We start from the raw sequence: 17,370 nt of genomic DNA, 5'->3' as shown, positions 1-17,370 counted from the left end.
GTGCCATGGAACCCCGCCCGCGTACCCTCGAAGGCGAGATGAGCGCGCGCACTTACCAGATCCGCACCTTCGGCTGCCAGATGAACGTGCATGACTCCGAACGTCTTGCCGGGCAGCTCGAGGACGCCGGCTACGTTCCGGGTGACGGCGAGGCCACACCCGACCTGATCGTGTTCAACACCTGCGCGGTGCGGGAGAACGCGGACAACAAGCTGTACGGCACCCTCGGTCATCTGCGCCCGCAGAAGACCGCGAAGCCGGACATGCAGATCGCCGTCGGCGGCTGCCTCGCGCAGAAGGACCGCGGCGAGATCGTCAAGCGCGCGCCCTGGGTGGACGTCGTCTTCGGCACGCACAACATCGGCTCGCTGCCGACGCTGCTGGAGCGCGCGCGGCACAACGCCGAGGCCGAGGTCGAGATCCTCGAATCCCTCGAGACCTTCCCTTCGACGCTCCCGGCGAAGCGCGACTCGGCGTACGCGGGCTGGGTGTCGATTTCGGTCGGCTGCAACAACACCTGCACCTTCTGCATCGTCCCGGCGCTGCGCGGCAAGGAACGCGACCGCCGTCCCGGCGAGATCCTGGCCGAGGTCGAGGCGCTCGTCGCCGAAGGCGTGCTGGAAGTGACCCTGCTCGGCCAGAACGTGAACTCCTACGGCGTCGAATTCGGCGACCGGCTCGCGTTCGGGAAGCTGCTGCGCGCCTGCGGTTCGGTGGACGGGCTGGAGCGCGTCCGGTTCACCTCGCCGCATCCGGCGGCGTTCACCGAGGACGTCATCGACGCGATGGCCGAGACGCCGAACGTGTGCCACCAGCTGCACATGCCGCTGCAGTCCGGTTCGGACCCGGTGCTGCGCGAGATGAAGCGGTCCTACCGTTCGGCGCGGTACCTCAAGCTCCTCGACCGCGTGCGCGAGTCCATGCCCGACGCCGCGATCACGACCGACATCATCGTCGGCTTCCCCGGCGAGACCGAGGAAGACTTCCAGGCGACGCTCGACGTCGTCGCGCAGGCGCGGTTCTCCAGCGCGTTCACCTTCCAGTACTCGATCCGGCCGGGCACGCCCGCCGCCGAGATGGACGGGCAGCTGCCGAAGGAGGTCGTGCAGGAGCGCTACGAGCGGCTCGTGAAACTGCAGAACGACATCTCCTGGGACGAGAACAAGAAGATCGTCGGACGGCGGGTCGAGCTGCTGGTGGCCTCCGGTGAGGGCCGCAAGGACACCGAGACGCAGCGGATGAGCGGCCGTGCCCGTGACGGCAGGCTCGTCCACTTCACGCCGACGGGGCCGCTCGTGGACCGCCTCGTGCGGCCGGGCGACGTCGTCGAGACCGTGGTGACCTACGGCGCGCCGCACCACCTCGTCGCCGACGGTGACCTGCTGTCGCACCGCCGCACCAAGGCGGGGGACAACTCCGAGGCCGGGCTGCGGCCGAAGACCAACGGCGTGACGCTGGGCCTGCCGGGCTTCGGTGCCCCGGCCGTCACGCCGGAACCGGTGAGCGGGTGTGCGCTGTGACCGAACCGAAGATCGACGAACTCGCCGCCGAGATCGACGAGGTCGGTGCGCGCGCGGCCAAGACGATCGAGCTGGGCAGGCGCGGGTTCTCCATCGCCGTGCTGGTGTTCGTGCTGTTGATCGCGCAGCTGCTGCCCTGGGTCGGCGAGCACGCCGGCTGGGAGGTGCTGCTCGGCAGGGGCGGCGGGATCCCGCAGCTGTTCGCCGCGACGTCCACCGGGATCGGGGTCTTCGTCGGCGCCGTCGCGCTGGTGACCCGGCGCTGGTGGCTGGCCTGGGTCTGCGCCGCGGGCGGCTGGTTCGCCTCCGTCGACGGGATGCTCGCGATCTGGTCCCAGCAGTCCTCGCACGCGACCGGCGCGGCCGGTGGCGGTCCGGGCTTCGGGCTGATCGTCGCCTGGATCGCCACCGTCGCGCTGGCCATCTACTGGATGCGTGCGGCCTTCTCCCGCGGCTAGCCGACCCGCAGGGTGAGGTTGCTGGACGTGTACGCGCTCGCGTAGAGCGTCGTTTCCGGGTGGTAGGCCCGCAGCGTGATCACCGCGCTGAAGGAGAAACTCAGCTTCAGGGAGAACGTCGAGTTGGGCCGGCAGGTCGTGTCGGCGATGTTCACCCACACGCTGCCCTGAAGCTGCTGCACGATGATCGCTTCGAGGCTGTCCGTCCCGTCGGCGCCCTCCGCGGCTTGCAGCGTCCCCTTGAGGGTGACCTTTTCGTTGACCTTCGCCTGCTTCTTGCTGAGCGAGGCGTCGAGTTTGACCTTCTTCTTGCCCGCTTCGGCGGAGGCCGGGGCCGGGGCCGCCGTCGCCGACGCGGCCGGGGCGAGCCCGGCCACCAGAGCACAACTGATCGCCAGGGCGGCGAACGCCCGGCGTACTGGGGGAATCAGTGTCTGGTTCATGATCGAAGTCGACCACGGTTGAGCGCGGAGAGCGCCCGAATACGCACGAAGGTGCCAGGCGTCCCTCCACAGTGGAGTGACGCGCGCCCCCGAACGCCATGAAAGGTCCTTTCCTTGCGAAATTTGCAAGGAAAGGACCTTTCATGGCACTACAGAACGCCGAAAGACCTACCGGTCCGCGATGGCCGCTTCCGCCGCCTCGAGCCACTCACGCCACTGCGCGGCCTGCTCGTCCGCCTTCTTCGCGCGCCGCTCGTCGCCCGCCGCACGGGCCTTGGCCGCCTGCGACTCGAACTGCTCGACCCGCTCGCGGAACTGCGCCGCCCTGGCCTGCGCCTCCGGGTCGGTCCGCCGCCACTTGCTGTCCTCGGCCGACTTGATCGCGTCCTGCACGGCCTTCAGGCGCCCATCCAGCTCGCGGATGCGCTCGCGCGGGACCTTGCCGATCTCGTCCCACTGGTCCTGGATGCGGCGCATGTGCTGCTTCGCCGCCTCCAGGTTCGCGGCGGGGTCGATCTTCTCGGCCTCGACGAGGAGTTCTTCCTTCTGCTGCGCGTTGGTCGCGAACTCGGCGTCCCGCTCGGAGAACACCGCGGACCGCCGGGCGAAGAACTTGTCCTGTGCGGCGCGGAACCGCTGCCAGAGCGCCTCGTCGCTGTCCTTGGGGGCGCGGCCGGCGGCCTTCCACTCGGTCATCAGGTCCTTGTAGCGACCCGCCGTCTCGCCCCAGTCCGACGACTCCGAGAGCGATTCGGCCTCGGCGATCAGCTCTTCCTTGCGGTGCTTGGCGCCCGCGCGCTGCTTGTCGAGTTCGGCGAAATGCGAGCCGCGACGGCGGTTGAACGCCTCACGGGCCTTGGAGAACCGCTTCCACAGCTCGTCGTCGGTCTTGCGGTCGACGCCCTTGACGGTCTTCCACTCGTCCAGGATCGCGCGCAGCCGGTCGCCGGCGGCCTTCCACTGGGTCGACTCGGCGGCGAGCTTCTCGGCCTCGTCGGCGAGGGCCTGCTTGCGGACGACGGCGGCCGCGCGGGCCTCCTCGCGCTCCTGCTTGGCCGAGGCCAGCGCCTTCTCGGCGTGGGCGATGACCTGCTCGATGCGGCCGTTCAGCGCGGCGATGTCGCCGACGACGGCGGCTTCGGCGAGGCCGTCACGCAGCTGTGTCGCCGTCGCCAGCGCGTGCTTCGGGTCGCCCGCGCCGGACTCCAGCCGGGTCTCCAGCAGCTCGACCTCGGTGCGCAGGTCGTCGAAGCGGCGCGCGTAGTGGAGCAGACCCTCGTCCGGGCTCCCGGCCTGCCAGACACCGACCGCGCGTTCGCCGTCGGCCGTGGTGACGTAGACCGTTCCTTCTTCGTCGACCCTGCCCCAAGCGGACGGGCTGGGCTCGGCGGGCGGCACGGGGGGTGCGGGATGCCCGCCACCGAGCGCGTGCGGTACCGGGTGCGGTGCCGGGGTACCGGTGGACGTGTTCTCCTGGGCCATCGCAGGCTCCTTATCGCCTGTACGCCCGCTGGCGCGGGCGCCCCGCCTAGCGGCGGGGCCGGGTAATGCGTTGCCGTCTTGCTTCGGGGGCATCAACCCCTTGCGGCATTCAAGCAGCTCAGCGTCCACCGTGGAACCGGATGAACCACCAGAGGGCAGTGATCCTACTTCCGGAGGACCCTCCGTGTCGGTCGGTGGCGGGTGGTAGGTGGCGGGGAAGGTAACGTCGGCGGCCGTGATCCGCCGTGTCGCCGTGCTCCCGCAACCCCCGCTGCTCATCCCCGAACTGGCCGCCGGAGCGGCTGACGAGTGCGCCGAGCTGCGCGAAGCCTGCCTCGCCGCGGTGAGGCGCCTGACCAGTGCTTCGCCGGACTGGGTCGTCATCGGCGCGGCCGCCGGCGCGCCCGAAGTACCGGAACACGCGAGCGGGTCGTTCCGCGGTTTCGGCGTCGACCTCGGCGTCTCACTCAGCCGGGTGACGGCCCCCGAAACCGAGCTGCCGTTGCCCGCGCTCGTCGCCGGCTGGCTTCGTGAACAGGCCGGCGCGTCGTCCGTCCGCGTCCATCTCGTGGATCCCGCCACCCCCTCCGACCAGTGCGAACAGTTCGCCCAAGCGGTGGGCGACCACCCCGCCGTGCTCGTTCTCGGCGACGGTTCGAGCAGGCACGGCCCCCGTTCCCCCGGCGGTGAGGACGCGCGCGCCGAGGGTTTCGACGCCGGGGTCCGCGACGCCCTGGCCAAGGCCGACACGGGAGCACTGGCCGCGCTCGACCCCGCCTTGGCCGCCGAACTCGGCGCCGGTGGCCGCGCGCCCTGGCAGGTCCTCGCCGGTATGGCGAACGGGGACTGGACAGCCGAGGTCCTCTACTCGGCCGCGCCGTTCGGCGTCGGCTATCACGTCGCGGTCTGGGAGCGCGCGTGATCCGGCCGGTCGCGGTCGTCGGGCCCACGGCGACCGGGAAGACCGCGCTGGCGGTCGAACTCGCCCTCACCCTCGGGGGTGAGGTGGTCAACGCGGACGCGTTGCAGCTCTACCGCGGGATGGACATCGGGACGGCCAAGGCGACCGTCGAGGAGCGGCGAGGTGTGCCGCATCACCTGCTCGACGTCCTCGACGTCACCGAGACCGCCTCCGTCGCCGCGTACCAGCGCGATGCGCGTCGGCGCGTCGAGGAACTCCTCGACGCCGGCCGCGTGCCGATCCTCACCGGCGGGTCCGGTCTGTACGTCCAAGCCGTGCTCGACGACCTCAAGTTCCCGGGCACCGATCCCGACGTGCGCGCCCGGCTGACCGCCGAGACCGACGAAATCGGCGTCGCCGCGATGCACGCCCGGCTCACGGAACTGGACCCCGTCGCCGCCACGGCCATCCTGCCGACCAACGGCCGCCGGATCGTGCGCGCGCTGGAGGTCATCGAGATCACCGGAGAACCGTTCTCGGCGAACCTGCCGAAACCGGGGCCCGCGCGCTACGACACCGTTCTGATCGGCATCGACCGCGAACCGGCGGAGCTCGACATCCGCGTCGACCGCCGCGTGGAGCTCATGTTCGAAGCCGGACTCGTCGACGAGGTCCGGACGTTGCTGGGCCAAGGACTCCGTGACGGGCTCACCGCTTCGAGGGCACTGGGCTACCAACAGGTGATCGCCGCGCTCGACGGTGACGGCGACTTCCCGGCGGCGTCGGCGGCCACCGCACAGGCCACCCGGAGGTTCGTGCGGAGACAACGTTCCTGGTTCCGGCGGGACAAGCGCATCCGGTGGTTCGACGGCGGTTCGGAGCGGCTGGCCGAGCGCGTCCTCGAAGCGGTGGCCCAGTAATCTTGGGGCCATGGGCGGCATCGAATTCCTCAAGGGACACGGCACACAGAACGATTTCGTGCTGCTTCCCGACCCCGACGGCCGCCTCGAGCTGACCGAAGCGCGGGTGGCCGCGTTGTGCGACCGTCAGCGTGGTCTCGGCGCCGATGGTGTGCTCCGGATCGTGCGGTCGGCCGCACTGGGTGCCGAGTCCGGCGGCGAATGGTTCATGGACTACCGCAACGCCGACGGCTCCATCGCGGAGATGTGCGGCAACGGCGTCCGGGTCTTCGTCCGGTACCTCGTCGATTCCGGGCTCGTGCCCGAACGCGAATTCGTCATCGGCACTCGCGCCGGTGACCGGCCGGTGCGGATGCACGCCGACGGCACGGTGACCGTGCAGATGGGACCGGCGGCGATCACCGGCACCTCGGTCACCGTGGTCGCGGGCAAGCCGTTCTCCGGGGTCGCGGTCAACGTCGGCAACCCGCACCTGGTGTCGGTCGTCGACGACGACGTCGACGTGCTCGACCTGCGCGACCAGCCCGACTTCGACTCCGACGTGTTCCCCGACGGCGTGAACCTCGAGTTCATCAACCTGCTGGGTGAGAACGCGCTGAAGATGCGCGTCCACGAACGCGGCGTCGGCGAGACGCGGTCCTGCGGCACCGGCACGGTCGCCGCGGTCGCCGCCGCCCTGCACCTCGCGGGTACCGACACCGGCGAAGCTACCGTCGACATCCCCGGCGGCCGCGTGGTGGTCGAGATCCGCCGCGGCGGGTCCACGCTGACCGGGCCGGCGGAGATCGTCGCCCGCGGGGAACTCGACGAGACCTGGTGGGCCGGGCTCGGTTAGCCGACCGCGATCGGCTCCTTGGGAAGGTCGCGAAGCTTCCGGATCGGCGAGAACACCACCCACAGCAGCGCGGCCGTCTCGCCGACCGCGACGAACCACAGCGTCCCCCGGATCCCGATCGCCTCGCCCAGCACACCGCCGATCAGCCCGCCAAGCGGCAGCATCCCCCACACCACGAAGCGCACGCTGGCGTTCATGCGGCCGAGCAGCCGGTCCGGGCAGACGGCCTGCCGGTAGGACACCTGCGCGACGTTGTAGACGATGATCCCGAACCCCGCGATCGCCAGCGCCGCGGGGAACAGCACGATCCGCCAGCCCGGCGCGGCGAGCGGCAGCAGGAGCTGGAACGGCCACGTCAGCAGCGGGACGAACCAGATCGACCGCGCCTGGCCGATCCGCCGGGTGATGCGCCCGGCCAGGATCGCCCCGACGATCCCGCCCACGCCGCCGGTCGCCAGGACGACGCCGACGACCGCCGGTGACAGGCCCAGTTCCCGGTTCAGGAACAGGATCTCCACCGCGGTGAAGGCGCCGTTGAACAGGTTCGCGGTCGCGGTGCAGGCGACGATCGAGCGCAGGGCGGCGTCGGTGAAGACGAACCGCAGTCCCTCGGCGATCTGGGGGAGCAGCTTCGCCTCTTCGTGTTGCTCGGGTACTTCCTCGACGGTGCGGATCCGCAGCAGGCACAGCGCCGAGGTCAGGAAACCCACGCCGGTCATCAGCACGGCGTTGGCCGCGCCCGCCAGCTGTACGAGCCCGCCGCCGATGCCCGGGCCGGTCAGGAACGCGACCGACTGGCTCGCCTGGAGTTTCGCGTTGCCTTCGAGGAGATGCTCGCGGCCGACCAGCGACGGCAGATACGACTGGTAGGCGACGTCGAAGAACACCGTCGCGACGCCGACGAGCGTGGCGACGATGATCAGCTGTGTCAGCGACAGGACTCCCGCCCACCACGCGAGTGGAACGGTGAACAGCAGCGCCGCGCGGACGAAGTCGGCTCGCAGCATCAGGACCCGGCGCCGCATCCGGTCGACCCACACCCCGGCGGGCAGCCCGATGATCAGGAACGCGATGGTCTCGGCCGCGGTCAGCAGTCCCATCTGGAACGGCGTCGCGGCCAGCACGGTGGCCGCGAGCAGGGGAATCACGGTGTGACCGGCGAAAGCACCCACCTGACTGGCCGTGTCACCCGCCCAGAGCCGCCGGAAGTCCGCGTGGAAGAAGAGGGAGTCTCTGCGCACGACGCCACCTTGGCGTCAGTGATTGGAAACTGTCAATCACTAATCGCTCTAGGCTGTCGCGGTGCCCACTCCACGACGCGCCGCCACCGAGGCCGAGATCGCCGCGATGGCCTCCGGAATAAGGCTGCGCATCATCCGGTTGACCTACTCCGAGGCGCTCACCAACAAGGAGCTCGCCGAACGGCTCGATCGCGATCCGGCGACGACGCTGCACCACGTGCGCAAGCTCGTCGACACCGGCTTCCTCGAAGCGCTCCCGCCGCGACGCGGCACGCGCGGTGCGAAAGAAATTCCGTATCGCTCGACCGGGTTGTCATGGCATCTTGATTCCCGCGACAGGGGGATCGATCAGGCGATCTTCGAGGCTTATCTGGCCGAGATCGCCGACGTGGGATTCGACGAGGTGCAGCAGACGCGCCTGGTCGTCCAGGTGCCGGACGAGCAGATCATCGAGTTCGAAACACGGCTGATGGAGCTCGTCGACGACTTCATGTCCCGGCCGGTCGACCCGGAAGCGAAACGCACGGCCATCTACCTGTCGAAGTATCCCAGCAGGTAATGAATTCGGTCCCGCCGCCGAAACGTGGGACCATGGAGGCACGATGACGGAACTGACACACAACGATCTGAACGACATGGACCCTTCGACCGGCGAACTGGAGCTCGAGGACCGCGCCTCGCTCCGCCGGGTAGCGGGCCTGTCCACCGAACTCGCGGATGTCACCGAGGTCGAATACCGGCAGTTGCGCCTGGAGCGCGTCGTTCTGGTCGGTGTGTGGACCGAGGGCAGCGCCCTCCAGTCCGAGGCCTCGCTCGCCGAACTCGCGCGGCTCGCCGAAACGGCGGGCTCCGAGGTGCTGGAGGGCCTGGTGCAGCGGCGGATCCGTCCGGATCCCGCCACCTACATCGGCTCGGGCAAGGTCAAGGAACTGCGGGACATCGTGACGGCCACCGGCGCCGACACGGTGATCTGCGACGGTGAGCTCTCGCCCGGCCAGCTGCGTCAGCTGGAGGAGAAGGTCAAGGTGAAGGTCATCGACCGCACCGCCCTGATCCTCGACATCTTCGCGCAGCACGCCCGCTCAAAGGAGGGCAAGGCGCAGGTCGAGCTGGCCCAGCTGCAGTACCTGATCCCGCGGCTCCGCGGGTGGGGTGCGGCGCTGTCCCGGCAGGCCGGTGGCCGCGCGGGTGGCGCCAACGGTGGTGTGGGTCTGCGTGGTCCCGGTGAGACGAAGCTCGAAACCGACCGCCGCCGGATCAACAAGCGCGTGGCCAAGCTGCGTCGCGAGATCGCCGCGATGGACACCATCCGCGAGACCAAACGCGGTCGCCGGGTGGCCAACGAGGTGCCAAGCGTCGCGATCGTCGGCTACACCAACGCCGGCAAGTCGAGCCTGCTCAACGCGCTGACCGGCGCCGGGGTGCTCGTCGAGGACGCGCTGTTCGCCACGCTGGATCCGACGACCCGGCGGGCGCAGACCCCCGACGGCCGCACCTACACGCTGACCGACACCGTCGGTTTCGTCCGGCACCTGCCGCACCAGCTGGTGGACGCGTTCCGGTCGACGCTGGAGGAGGCGGCGAGCGCCGACCTGCTCGTGCACGTCGTCGACGGCGCCGACCCGACGCCGGAAGAGCAGGTCAACGCGGTGCGCGAAGTGCTCGCCGAGATCACGAAGCGCCGTTCCGAGCCGCTCCCGCCGGAGCTGCTGGTGATCAACAAGGCCGACGCCGCCGACGAGGTGTCGCTGGCCCGGTTGCGGCACCAGCTGGCCGGTTCGGTGCAGGTGTCGGCGCGGACCGGCACCGGGATCACGGAGCTGGCCGAGGTGATCGCGGAGCGGCTGCCGAGGCCGGAGGTCGTGGTCGAGGTGCTGATCCCGTACTCGCGGGGCGAGCTCGTCTCCCGCGCCCACGCTGACGGCGAGGTGCTGGAGGAAGAGCACGTCGAGACCGGTACCCGGCTGGTCGTCCGCGGCAGGCCCGAGCTGGCCGCGGCGCTGAGCGACTTCCAGACGAACGGTTCGGCTCTGTAGGCAAGTACGTGAAGGCCCCCTTCACTGCGTCTCGCGCAGTGAAGGGGGCCTTCACGTCCCTTCGACGCTGGCGCTGAAAGTGGCCTTCGCGACATTCCGCCCCATCTCGGCGTCCGCACCGAACTGCGCACCGTCCCGGACGTCTCCGTAGTGTGGGGCTTCAGGGGTTCCACGGTACGGAGGTGGATGTGCGGGGGATTGTCGCGGCGACGGTCGTGCTGGCGGCGTTCATCGGCGGGACGGCTCCCGCCCTGGCGCAGGAGGTCCCGGCTCCGGAGCCGGTGTGCAAGAACAGCGACTCCCGGCTCAGCGAGCTTTCCGGGCTGGTTTCCGACGGTGAGCACCTGTACGCCCTCAACGACGGCGGCACCAAGACCCAGGTCTTCGTCCTCGGCCGCGACTGCAAGGTCCAAAAGGTCATCTCTGCGCCCACGGACCCGTACGACCCCGAAGACCTCGCCCGTACCGCGGACGGCACCTTCTGGCTTTCCGACACCGGCGACAACCGCAAGCGGCGGGACACGGTCGCGCTGATCTCGCTGACGCCGCAAGGCAAAGCGACGCTGCACCGGCTCACCTACCCCGACGGGCAGCACGACGTCGAGGCGCTGATCATGGACCGCTCCGGCACGCCGTACCTGATCACCAAGGACGTCTTCGGCGACGCGAAGGTGTACCGGCCGACGGGGCCGCTCGCCAGTCCCGGGCCGACCCCGCTGGAGAGCGTGGGGTCACTGCAGATCAAGGAGACCTCGACCCCCGGCGGGCCCGTCGGGGCGATCGGTTCGATGACCGTCACCGGCGCGGCGTCGATGGCCGACGGCTCGGTGGTCGCGTTGCGCACCTACACCGACGCCTACCTCTACGCCGTCACCGACGGGGATCTCAAGAGCGCGCTGCAGCGCGAGCCCGTGCGGGTACCCCTGCCGAACGAGAAGCAGGGGGAGGCGATCGCCTTCGATCCGGACGGGACGCTGCTGTCCGGCGGGGAGGGCGTCGGCGAGCAGATCCGGGCGGTGAAGGGCGCGGCGGCCCTCGCCGTGGACGCGGCGAAATCCGAGGGCAGCACGTCGGGCGGGACCTCCGCGGCCGGTGGCACGGGCCAGGGGTCCGACTTCCCGTACGTGCAGGTCGGTATCGCCGCGGTCGTCGTGATCGGCGGCCTTCTCCTGGTCGGCAGGCTGCGCAAGCGGCGTGCTTGACCGAAAGGCGGAAGGGCTGCCGAAGCTGCCGAGCCTGACCCGGGTCGGCTTGACCCGGGATCCCGGCGTGCTCCGGCTTGGGGCTACAGCCTGCGAAGAACGGCGACGACCTTGCCGAGGATCGTGGCGTCGTCACCCGGGATGGGCTCGTACGCCTCGTTGTGCGGCATCAGCCAGATGTGGCCGTCCTTGCGCTTGAACGTCTTGACCGTCGCTTCGCCGTCGATCATCGCCGCCACGATCTCGCCCGGGTCCGCCGTGGGCTGCTGGCGCACGACGACCCAGTCGCCATCGGTGATGGCGGCGTCGACCATCGAGTCGCCGGTGACGCTGAGCAGGAACAGTTCACCCTCGCCGACGATCTCCCTCGGCAACGGGAAGACGTCTTCGATCGCCTGCTCCGCCAGCACCGGGCCACCGGCCGCGATCCGGCCGACGAGCGGCACGTACGCGGCCTTCGCGGCCGACTGCGGCTGCTCGACGTCGATGCCCATCGGGTTGTCGTCCGTCGTGGCGAGCACACCCACCGCACGCGGGCGGTTCGGGTCGCGTCGCAGATAACCCTTGCGCTGCAGGGCCTGCAACTGGTGCGACACCGACGAAGTGGAGGTCAGCCCGACCGCCTCGCCGATCTCACGCACACTCGGCGGGTAGCCGAACCGGCTCACCCACAGTTTGATCACGTCGAGCACCTGCTGCTGCCGCACGGTCAGGGTCTCGTCCACCTCGTAGACCTCGGGCAAGGCGCGCACCTTGCCCGAGCCCCTAGGCGCGTTCCCCGCCTTGCTCTCCTTAGCCACCGTCTCGCTCCTTCATCTCCTGCGTCGCCTCCCAGTACGTCCGGTCGCCCGGACCGACTTCGCGTGTCTTCGCCGGTGGCGGACGATCTTCCCCGCCCACGGCACCGGCGGCGTCCGCGCAGCAGACGCCCTGGTCAACGACGTTAGCCCGCCGGGACGACGATTTCAAACATCTGTTCGATGGACACGCCGTGTCGCTCGATTTTTGTCGGTGGAAGGTGGTACACATTCGCACGGGCGTTCGATAGAACGCGTGTTCGATCTTGATGCCGGGTCCAGGCCCGGCGGCGAGTGCAGCAGGACTGCGAGGAGGTTCCGATGTCGATTCTGGCCGATCGAGGACTGGTGCGGCCCAGTTCCCCCGGGCCCGTTCCGGCAGGGGCGGCCCGGCCCGTGCGGGTGGTGCGGGGCAGGCGTGCCGAGCCCTTGCGTCCGCCGACCAGGGCGCGGGTCGTGGCGGGCCGCCGCCCCGGCGTCGCCACCGTCGCCCCGGCGTGCCCGGCGCCGCGGCGGCTCCCGCTCAGGTGGCCGTCGCTCGTCGGGATGGCCTTGCTCGTCGCCGGGGTCGTCACCGGATTGGGTCTGTTCTTGGCCGGTGTTCCCGGCGCCGCGGTGCCCGAACGGACCACCACGGTGTCCGTTTCCGCGGGCGAGACGCTGACGGAGATCGCGGCACGATTCGCGCCAGGCAGTGACACCGGCGCGGTCGTCGCCAAGATCAAGGAGCTCAACTCCCTGGAAAACGCCGTCCTCGTACCCGGGCTGCCGCTCACGGTGCCCGTCGCGGCCGAGGTCGCGGAAGGCGGGAGGTGATCCCGAAGGGCGCTCTCACCCGTCGTGGGTGAGCTCCTCTTTCGTGTCTGATCGACCCGGCCGTTGCGCTTGCGTGCGTCCGACCAGCGATCTAGTCTCCACCGCTATATGTAGTAGTTACATGGCTGTAGTTGGTCCATAGCTTGGGGTAGACTCGGTACCAGTTGTCCACAGCTGGCCGGTGTTCACCCACCGGATGTCCACAGATCGATCCACATGTCGATCTTTCCCGTCGTTGCGTGGCGGCGGGGGCGGGCGTCCACTCGGGACCGGCCGGCGCGGAGGGGAAGGTGATCGGCGGATGAGGTGCCCGTTCTGCCGGCATGCGGACTCTCGGGTCGTCGACTCCCGAGAGGTGGATGAGGGTCAGGCGATCCGGCGGAGGCGCTCCTGCGCCGCTTGCGGCCGGCGCTTCACCACTTCGGAGACGATGGTGCTCGCCGTCGTCAAACGATCCGGGGTCACCGAGCAGTTCAGCCGGGACAAGGTGGTCCGGGGGGTGCGCCGCGCCTGCCAGGGCAGGCCGGTCGACGACGACGCGTTGCAGCAGCTCGCGCAGCGGGTCGAGGAATCGATCCGGTCGGCGGGGCTGGCGGAGATCCCGAGTCACGAGGTCGGCCTGGCGATCCTGGGCCCCCTGCGCGAACTCGACGGCGTCGCCTATCTCCGGTTCGCCAGTGTCTACCGCTCCTTCTCCTCGGTCGAGGACTTCGAGAAGGAGATCTCGGACCTCCGCGAGGCCATGGCTGCCACACCGGACGAGAGCGATCAAGACGCGAAAGACGGCTGATGCCGCCTCCCGCGTGGGAGTGAGGGAAAGACCCATGACCGAGACCGTGGGAACAGGCAACCCGGCCACAGCGCGGACGAACGGGAAGAAGAAGCAGGCGGGCGGGCTCACCGTGCGCCGCGTTTTCACCACCGAGGGCGTCCACCCGTACGACCAGGTCACCTGGGAGAACCGGGACGTCGTGATGACGAACTGGCGCGACGGCACGGTCAACTTCGAGCAGCGCGGTGTCGAGTTCCCCGACTTCTGGTCGGTCAACGCGACGAACATCGTCACGAGCAAGTACTTCCGCGGTGCCGTGGGGACGCCTCAGCGCGAGCAGAGCCTGAAGCAGCTGATCGACCGCGTCGTCCACTCCTACGTCAACGCCGGCCGCGAACACGGTTACTTCGCGAGCCCCGCCGACGCCGAGGTCTTCGAGCACGAGCTGACCTGGATGCTGCTGCACCAGGTGTTCAGCTTCAACTCGCCGGTGTGGTTCAACGTCGGCACGACGTCGAAGCAGCAGGTCAGCGCGTGCTTCATACTCGCGGTCGACGACACCATGGAGTCGATCCTCAACTGGTACCGCGAAGAGGGCCTGATCTTCAAGGGCGGTTCCGGCGCCGGCCTGAACCTCTCCCGCATCCGGTCCTCGCGTGAGCTGCTGTCCTCCGGCGGCACCGCGTCCGGTCCGGTCTCCTTCATGCGCGGCGCCGACGCCTCCGCGGGCACCATCAAATCCGGCGGCGCCACCCGGCGCGCGGCGAAGATGGTCGTGCTCGACGTCGACCACCCGGACGTCGAGGAGTTCGTGCAGACCAAGGCCCGCGAAGAGGAGAAGATCAAGGTCCTCCGCGACGCCGGGTTCGACATGGACCTGTCCGGTTCGGACATCGCCTCCGTCCAGTACCAGAACGCGAACAACTCGGTCCGCGTCTCCGACGAGTTCATGCAGGCCGTCGAGACCGAGGGCGACTTCGGCCTGCGATCCCGGACGACCGGCGAGGTCATCGACCGGGTCGACGCGAAGAAGCTGTTCCGCACCATCGCGCAGGCCGCCTGGGAATGCGCCGACCCGGGGCTGCAGTACGACGGCACGATCAACGATTGGCACACCTGCCCCGAATCGGGCCGGATCACCGCGTCCAACCCGTGTTCGGAGTACATGCACCTGGACAACTCCAGCTGCAACCTCGCCTCGCTGAACCTGCTCAAGTTCGCCACCGAGGACGGCGGTTTCGACGCGCCGCTGTTCGCGAAGGCCGTCGAGCTGGTCATCACCGCGATGGACATCTCGATCTGCTTCGCCGACTTCCCGACCGAGGCGATCGGCGACACCACCCGCAAGTTCCGTCAGCTGGGCATCGGCTACGCGAACCTCGGCGCGCTGCTCATGGCGCTCGGCCACGCGTACGACTCCGACGGCGGCCGCGCGCTCGCCGCCGCGATCACGTCGCTGATGACCGGCGTCTCGTACCGGCGTTCCGCGGAACTCGCCGCGGTCGTCGGGCCGTACGAGGGCTACGCGCGCAACGCCGAGGCGCACCAGCGGGTCATGCGCAAGCACGCCGCCGCCAACGAACTCGTGCGGACCTATCACTCGAACGACGCCGCGGTCCGCGCGCTCGCGACCCAGGAATGGAAGCGCGGCATCGAACTGGGCGAGAAGAGCGGCTGGCGCAACGCGCAGGCCTCCGTGCTCGCGCCCACCGGCACCATCGGCTTCATGATGGACTGCGACACGACCGGCATCGAGCCGGACTTCTCGCTTGTCAAGTTCAAGAAGCTGGTCGGCGGCGGCTCGATGCAGATCGTCAACCAGACCATCCCGCGCGCGCTGGCCGCGCTCGGTTACCAGGGCGAGCAGATCGAAGCGATCGTCGAATACATCGCTCAGCACGGCCACGTCGTCGACGCCCCCGGCCTGCGCCAGGAGCACTACGAAGTGTTCGACTGCGCGGTGGGGGAGCGGTCCATCGCGCCGATGGGACACGTCCGGATGATGGCCGCGGTGCAGCCGTTCCTGTCGGGCGCGATCTCCAAGACGGTCAACATGCCGGAGTCGGCGACCGTCGAAGAGGTCGAGGAGATCTACTTCCAGGGCTGGAAGTACGGCCTCAAGGCGCTCGCGATCTACCGCGACAACTGCAAGGTCGGCCAGCCGCTGTCCAGCGGCAAGAAGGAGAAGGCCGAGCCCGAGGCGGAGAAGGTCGTCGAGTACCGGCCGGTCCGCAAGCGCCTGCCGAAGAAGCGCCCGAGCCAGACGGTGTCGTTCACCGTCGGCGGCGCCGAGGGCTACCTGCACGCCGGTTCGTACCCGGACGACGGCCTCGGCGAGATCTTCGTGAAGCTCGGCAAGCAGGGGTCGACCCTTTCGGGCGTGATGGACGCGTTCTCGATGTCGATCTCCGTCGGCCTGCAGCACGGGATCCCGCTGGAGTTCTACGTTTCGAAGTTCTCCAACCTGCGTTTCGAGCCCGCCGGCATGACCGACGACCCGGACATCCGGATCGCCACCAGCGTCATGGACTACCTGTTCCGCAGGCTGGCGTTGGACTACCTGCCGTACGAGAAGCGTTCGCAGCTCGGCATCTTCACCGCCGACGAACGTTCGGCGCAGGTCGAAGCGAGCTACGGCACCGCTCCCGCCGCGGAACCGGAGAACGTCGACATCGACGCCCTCCGGTCCACTGTGGACTCCTCGTCCGCGGAGCCCGCCAAGGTCGCGCACTCGACGGCGGAACTGGTGGAGTTGAACCTGGGCACCGCTTCCGACGCGCCGCTCTGCATGACCTGCGGCACCAAGATGCGGCCCGCCGGTTCGTGCTACGCCTGCGAAGGGTGCGGAGCGACCTCCGGCTGCAGCTAGATCAAAGCGAATGTCATGAAAGGGCCGTTCAGGACGATATATGTCCTGAACGGCCCTTTCATGACACCGGAGGCGCGTGCGTGACCATCGTTGATCCTTTCGGCACACTCAAGCAGGCGCTCTGGATCTGCGGCGGGCAATGGGCGGGGAAGTCCACCGTCTCCCGCCTGCTCGCCCGCCGCCACGGCATCACCGTCTACCACTACGACTTCCACGATGCCCGCGCCCATCAGGACCGCCGCATCGCCCACCGCGTCCGGAACGGTTCGCCTGTCGAGGATCCCGACCCCGAGGCGGTCTGGGTCGAGACGACACCCGAACGGATGGCCGCCGACACGATCGCCGGTTTCCCGACCCGGTTCGCCTGGGCGCTGGACGATCTGCGCGCGCTGGTGTCCGGGCGCCCGATCCTCGCCGAGGGCTGGGGGCTGCGCCCGGAACTGGTCGCGCCACTCCTGGATTCACCCCGGCGGATGATCGTGCTGGTGCCCACGGACGAGTTCCGCGAGCACCAGCTTCGTGTGCTGCCCCGTGCCGGGGCGGTGACACAGCGGGTCAGTGACCCCGAACGGGCGCAGCGCAACCGGATCGCGCGAGACCGGCTCGTCGCCGAGGACGCCGTGCGGAGCGCGGAAAGGTTAGGGATCCGGGTGCTGCGGGTCGACGGCTCGAAAGACGCCGAAGCGATCGCGGACGTCGTCGCCGAGCACTTCGGTCCCTACCTGGCCTGAGCGAGATCCAGGACCAGGACGACCGCGGCCAGCGCGAGGAGTCCGCCGGGGACGATCATGTTGCCGAAGACGCGGGCGCGCACATGCGCGACGACCGCGCCGATGTAGAACAGCACGAGTCCGGTGGCCGCCGCGGCCCCGAGGTAGGGCACCCCGACCAGGCCGAGGGTCAGGCCCGCCGCGCCCGCGGCCTTCGCCAGGCCCAGGGGCACGATCCAGGAACGCGGTACGTCGACGGCGGCGGAATTCTCGAGGACGAACGGGGCATAGACGAAATCGGCGATCGCCGCCCCGGCGTTGAGGACGATCGTCACGATGGCCACGATGAGGTATGCGGTGAACATGCC

At 69.4% G+C, this 17,370-nt stretch carries 17 protein-coding genes; 12 read left to right on the top strand and 5 right to left on the bottom strand.

The window, feature by feature from the left end:
- Positions 1–5 precede the first annotated feature (5 nt).
- Both miaB and DMC64_RS40390 read left to right on the top strand, forming a co-directional pair.
- Positions 6–1,520 carry a tRNA (N6-isopentenyl adenosine(37)-C2)-methylthiotransferase MiaB gene (gene miaB, locus DMC64_RS40395; protein ID WP_199755261.1) on the top strand — a complete coding sequence of 505 codons (1,515 nt, stop codon included), beginning with the start codon at positions 6–8 and terminating at the stop codon, positions 1,518–1,520.
- On the top strand, positions 1,517–1,978 hold the full coding sequence (locus DMC64_RS40390) for a hypothetical protein (protein ID WP_125737820.1): 462 nt from the start codon (positions 1,517–1,519) through the stop codon (positions 1,976–1,978). The genes miaB and DMC64_RS40390 overlap by 4 nt, the downstream gene beginning before the upstream one ends.
- Here DMC64_RS40390 and DMC64_RS40385 read toward each other — a convergent pair.
- Positions 1,975–2,421 carry a hypothetical protein gene (locus tag DMC64_RS40385; protein ID WP_125737819.1) on the bottom strand — a complete coding sequence of 149 codons (447 nt, stop codon included), beginning with the start codon at positions 2,419–2,421 and terminating at the stop codon, positions 1,975–1,977. The two genes, DMC64_RS40390 and DMC64_RS40385, sit on opposite strands and share 4 nt — an antisense overlap.
- Positions 2,422–2,589: 168 nt before the next feature.
- Positions 2,590–3,903 carry a DUF349 domain-containing protein gene (locus DMC64_RS40380; protein WP_037343278.1) on the bottom strand — a complete coding sequence of 438 codons (1,314 nt, stop codon included), beginning with the start codon at positions 3,901–3,903 and terminating at the stop codon, positions 2,590–2,592.
- A gap of 235 nt (positions 3,904–4,138) precedes the next feature.
- On the opposite strand from DMC64_RS40380, the gene DMC64_RS40375 reads away from it, so the two are divergent.
- The 3 genes from DMC64_RS40375 to dapF are packed head-to-tail and all read left to right on the top strand — an operon-like array spanning position 4,139 to position 6,559.
- Positions 4,139–4,825, top strand: a complete 687-nt coding sequence (locus DMC64_RS40375; protein WP_125737818.1) for a class III extradiol dioxygenase subunit B-like domain-containing protein — start codon at positions 4,139–4,141, stop codon at positions 4,823–4,825.
- Positions 4,822–5,724: a tRNA (adenosine(37)-N6)-dimethylallyltransferase MiaA gene (gene miaA / locus DMC64_RS40370; protein ID WP_199755257.1), complete on the top strand. Its 903-nt coding sequence runs from the start codon at positions 4,822–4,824 to the stop codon at positions 5,722–5,724. The genes DMC64_RS40375 and miaA overlap by 4 nt, the downstream gene beginning before the upstream one ends.
- A 10-nt stretch (positions 5,725–5,734) precedes the next feature.
- On the top strand, positions 5,735–6,559 hold the full coding sequence (gene dapF / locus DMC64_RS40365; RefSeq protein ID WP_125737817.1) for a diaminopimelate epimerase: 825 nt from the start codon (positions 5,735–5,737) through the stop codon (positions 6,557–6,559).
- Here the strand turns inward: dapF and DMC64_RS40360 are convergent.
- Positions 6,556–7,800 (bottom strand): MFS transporter, encoded by a 1,245-nt coding sequence (locus tag DMC64_RS40360; RefSeq protein ID WP_125737816.1) that lies wholly within the window; start codon positions 7,798–7,800, stop codon positions 6,556–6,558. The two genes, dapF and DMC64_RS40360, sit on opposite strands and share 4 nt — an antisense overlap.
- Before the next feature lie 61 nt (positions 7,801–7,861).
- Between DMC64_RS40360 and DMC64_RS40355 the strand changes: the two genes are divergently transcribed.
- From DMC64_RS40355 to DMC64_RS40345, 3 genes are all read left to right on the top strand, one after another.
- Complete coding sequence (locus DMC64_RS40355) at positions 7,862–8,359, top strand: transcriptional regulator (protein WP_037343284.1); 498 nt, start codon at positions 7,862–7,864, stop codon at positions 8,357–8,359.
- A 43-nt stretch (positions 8,360–8,402) separates the two neighbouring features.
- Positions 8,403–9,836, top strand: coding sequence for a GTPase HflX (gene hflX, locus DMC64_RS40350; protein WP_125737815.1), 1,434 nt, complete (start codon positions 8,403–8,405; stop codon positions 9,834–9,836).
- Positions 9,837–10,024: 188 nt separating this feature from the next.
- Positions 10,025–11,038 carry a hypothetical protein gene (locus DMC64_RS40345; protein ID WP_125737814.1) on the top strand — a complete coding sequence of 338 codons (1,014 nt, stop codon included), beginning with the start codon at positions 10,025–10,027 and terminating at the stop codon, positions 11,036–11,038.
- 83 nt (positions 11,039–11,121) lie between these two features.
- Here DMC64_RS40345 and lexA read toward each other — a convergent pair whose 3' ends face one another.
- Complete coding sequence (gene lexA, locus DMC64_RS40340; protein ID WP_037343289.1) at positions 11,122–11,838, bottom strand: transcriptional repressor LexA; 717 nt, start codon at positions 11,836–11,838, stop codon at positions 11,122–11,124.
- A gap of 318 nt (positions 11,839–12,156) precedes the next feature.
- Between lexA and DMC64_RS43455 the strand changes: the two genes are divergently transcribed.
- The 4 genes from DMC64_RS43455 to DMC64_RS40320 all read left to right on the top strand — a co-directional run bounded on the left by DMC64_RS43455 (position 12,157) and on the right by DMC64_RS40320 (position 17,023).
- A complete protein-coding gene (locus tag DMC64_RS43455) occupies positions 12,157–12,651 on the top strand; it encodes a LysM peptidoglycan-binding domain-containing protein (protein WP_233629995.1) in 495 nt (164 codons plus the stop codon).
- A 301-nt stretch (positions 12,652–12,952) separates the two neighbouring features.
- Positions 12,953–13,441: a transcriptional regulator NrdR gene (nrdR, locus tag DMC64_RS40330; RefSeq protein ID WP_034311932.1), complete on the top strand. Its 489-nt coding sequence runs from the start codon at positions 12,953–12,955 to the stop codon at positions 13,439–13,441.
- Positions 13,442–13,475: 34 nt separating this feature from the next.
- Positions 13,476–16,292 carry a vitamin B12-dependent ribonucleotide reductase gene (locus DMC64_RS40325; RefSeq protein WP_037343291.1) on the top strand — a complete coding sequence of 939 codons (2,817 nt, stop codon included), beginning with the start codon at positions 13,476–13,478 and terminating at the stop codon, positions 16,290–16,292.
- Between the two features lie 80 nt (positions 16,293–16,372).
- The gene (locus DMC64_RS40320; RefSeq protein WP_125737813.1) at positions 16,373–17,023 is read left to right on the top strand and encodes a hypothetical protein; all 651 of its coding nucleotides are present in this window, start codon (positions 16,373–16,375) and stop codon (positions 17,021–17,023) included.
- Here DMC64_RS40320 and DMC64_RS40315 read toward each other — a convergent pair.
- Positions 17,011–17,367, bottom strand: coding sequence for a DoxX family protein (locus DMC64_RS40315; RefSeq protein ID WP_125737812.1), 357 nt, complete (start codon positions 17,365–17,367; stop codon positions 17,011–17,013). The genes DMC64_RS40320 and DMC64_RS40315 overlap by 13 nt on opposite strands.
- Between the last annotated feature and the right edge of the window lie 3 nt (positions 17,368–17,370).

Origin of the sequence: Amycolatopsis sp. WAC 04197 (genome assembly GCF_003947475.1) — a bacterium.
In the GTDB taxonomy this organism is placed as follows: Bacteria; Actinomycetota; Actinomycetes; order Mycobacteriales; family Pseudonocardiaceae; genus Amycolatopsis; species Amycolatopsis japonica.
This window is presented reverse-complemented; position numbering and strand designations above follow the sequence as displayed.

Excerpts from the sequence above, each read along its gene's own strand:
- DMC64_RS40380 (WP_037343278.1), bottom strand. The coding sequence starts at position 3,903 with ATGGCCCAGGAGAACACGTCCACCGGTACCCCGGCACCGCACCCGGTA.
- dapF (WP_125737817.1), top strand. The coding sequence starts at position 5,735 with ATGGGCGGCATCGAATTCCTCAAGGGACACGGCACACAGAACGATTTC.
- nrdR (WP_034311932.1), top strand. The coding sequence starts at position 12,953 with ATGAGGTGCCCGTTCTGCCGGCATGCGGACTCTCGGGTCGTCGACTCC.
- DMC64_RS40325 (WP_037343291.1), top strand. The coding sequence starts at position 13,476 with ATGACCGAGACCGTGGGAACAGGCAACCCGGCCACAGCGCGGACGAAC.
- DMC64_RS43455 (WP_233629995.1), top strand. The coding sequence starts at position 12,157 with ATGTCGATTCTGGCCGATCGAGGACTGGTGCGGCCCAGTTCCCCCGGG.
- DMC64_RS40385 (WP_125737819.1), bottom strand. The coding sequence starts at position 2,421 with ATGAACCAGACACTGATTCCCCCAGTACGCCGGGCGTTCGCCGCCCTG.
- hflX (WP_125737815.1), top strand. The coding sequence starts at position 8,403 with ATGACGGAACTGACACACAACGATCTGAACGACATGGACCCTTCGACC.
- DMC64_RS40315 (WP_125737812.1), bottom strand. The coding sequence starts at position 17,367 with ATGTTCACCGCATACCTCATCGTGGCCATCGTGACGATCGTCCTCAAC.
- miaB (WP_199755261.1), top strand. The coding sequence starts at position 6 with ATGGAACCCCGCCCGCGTACCCTCGAAGGCGAGATGAGCGCGCGCACT.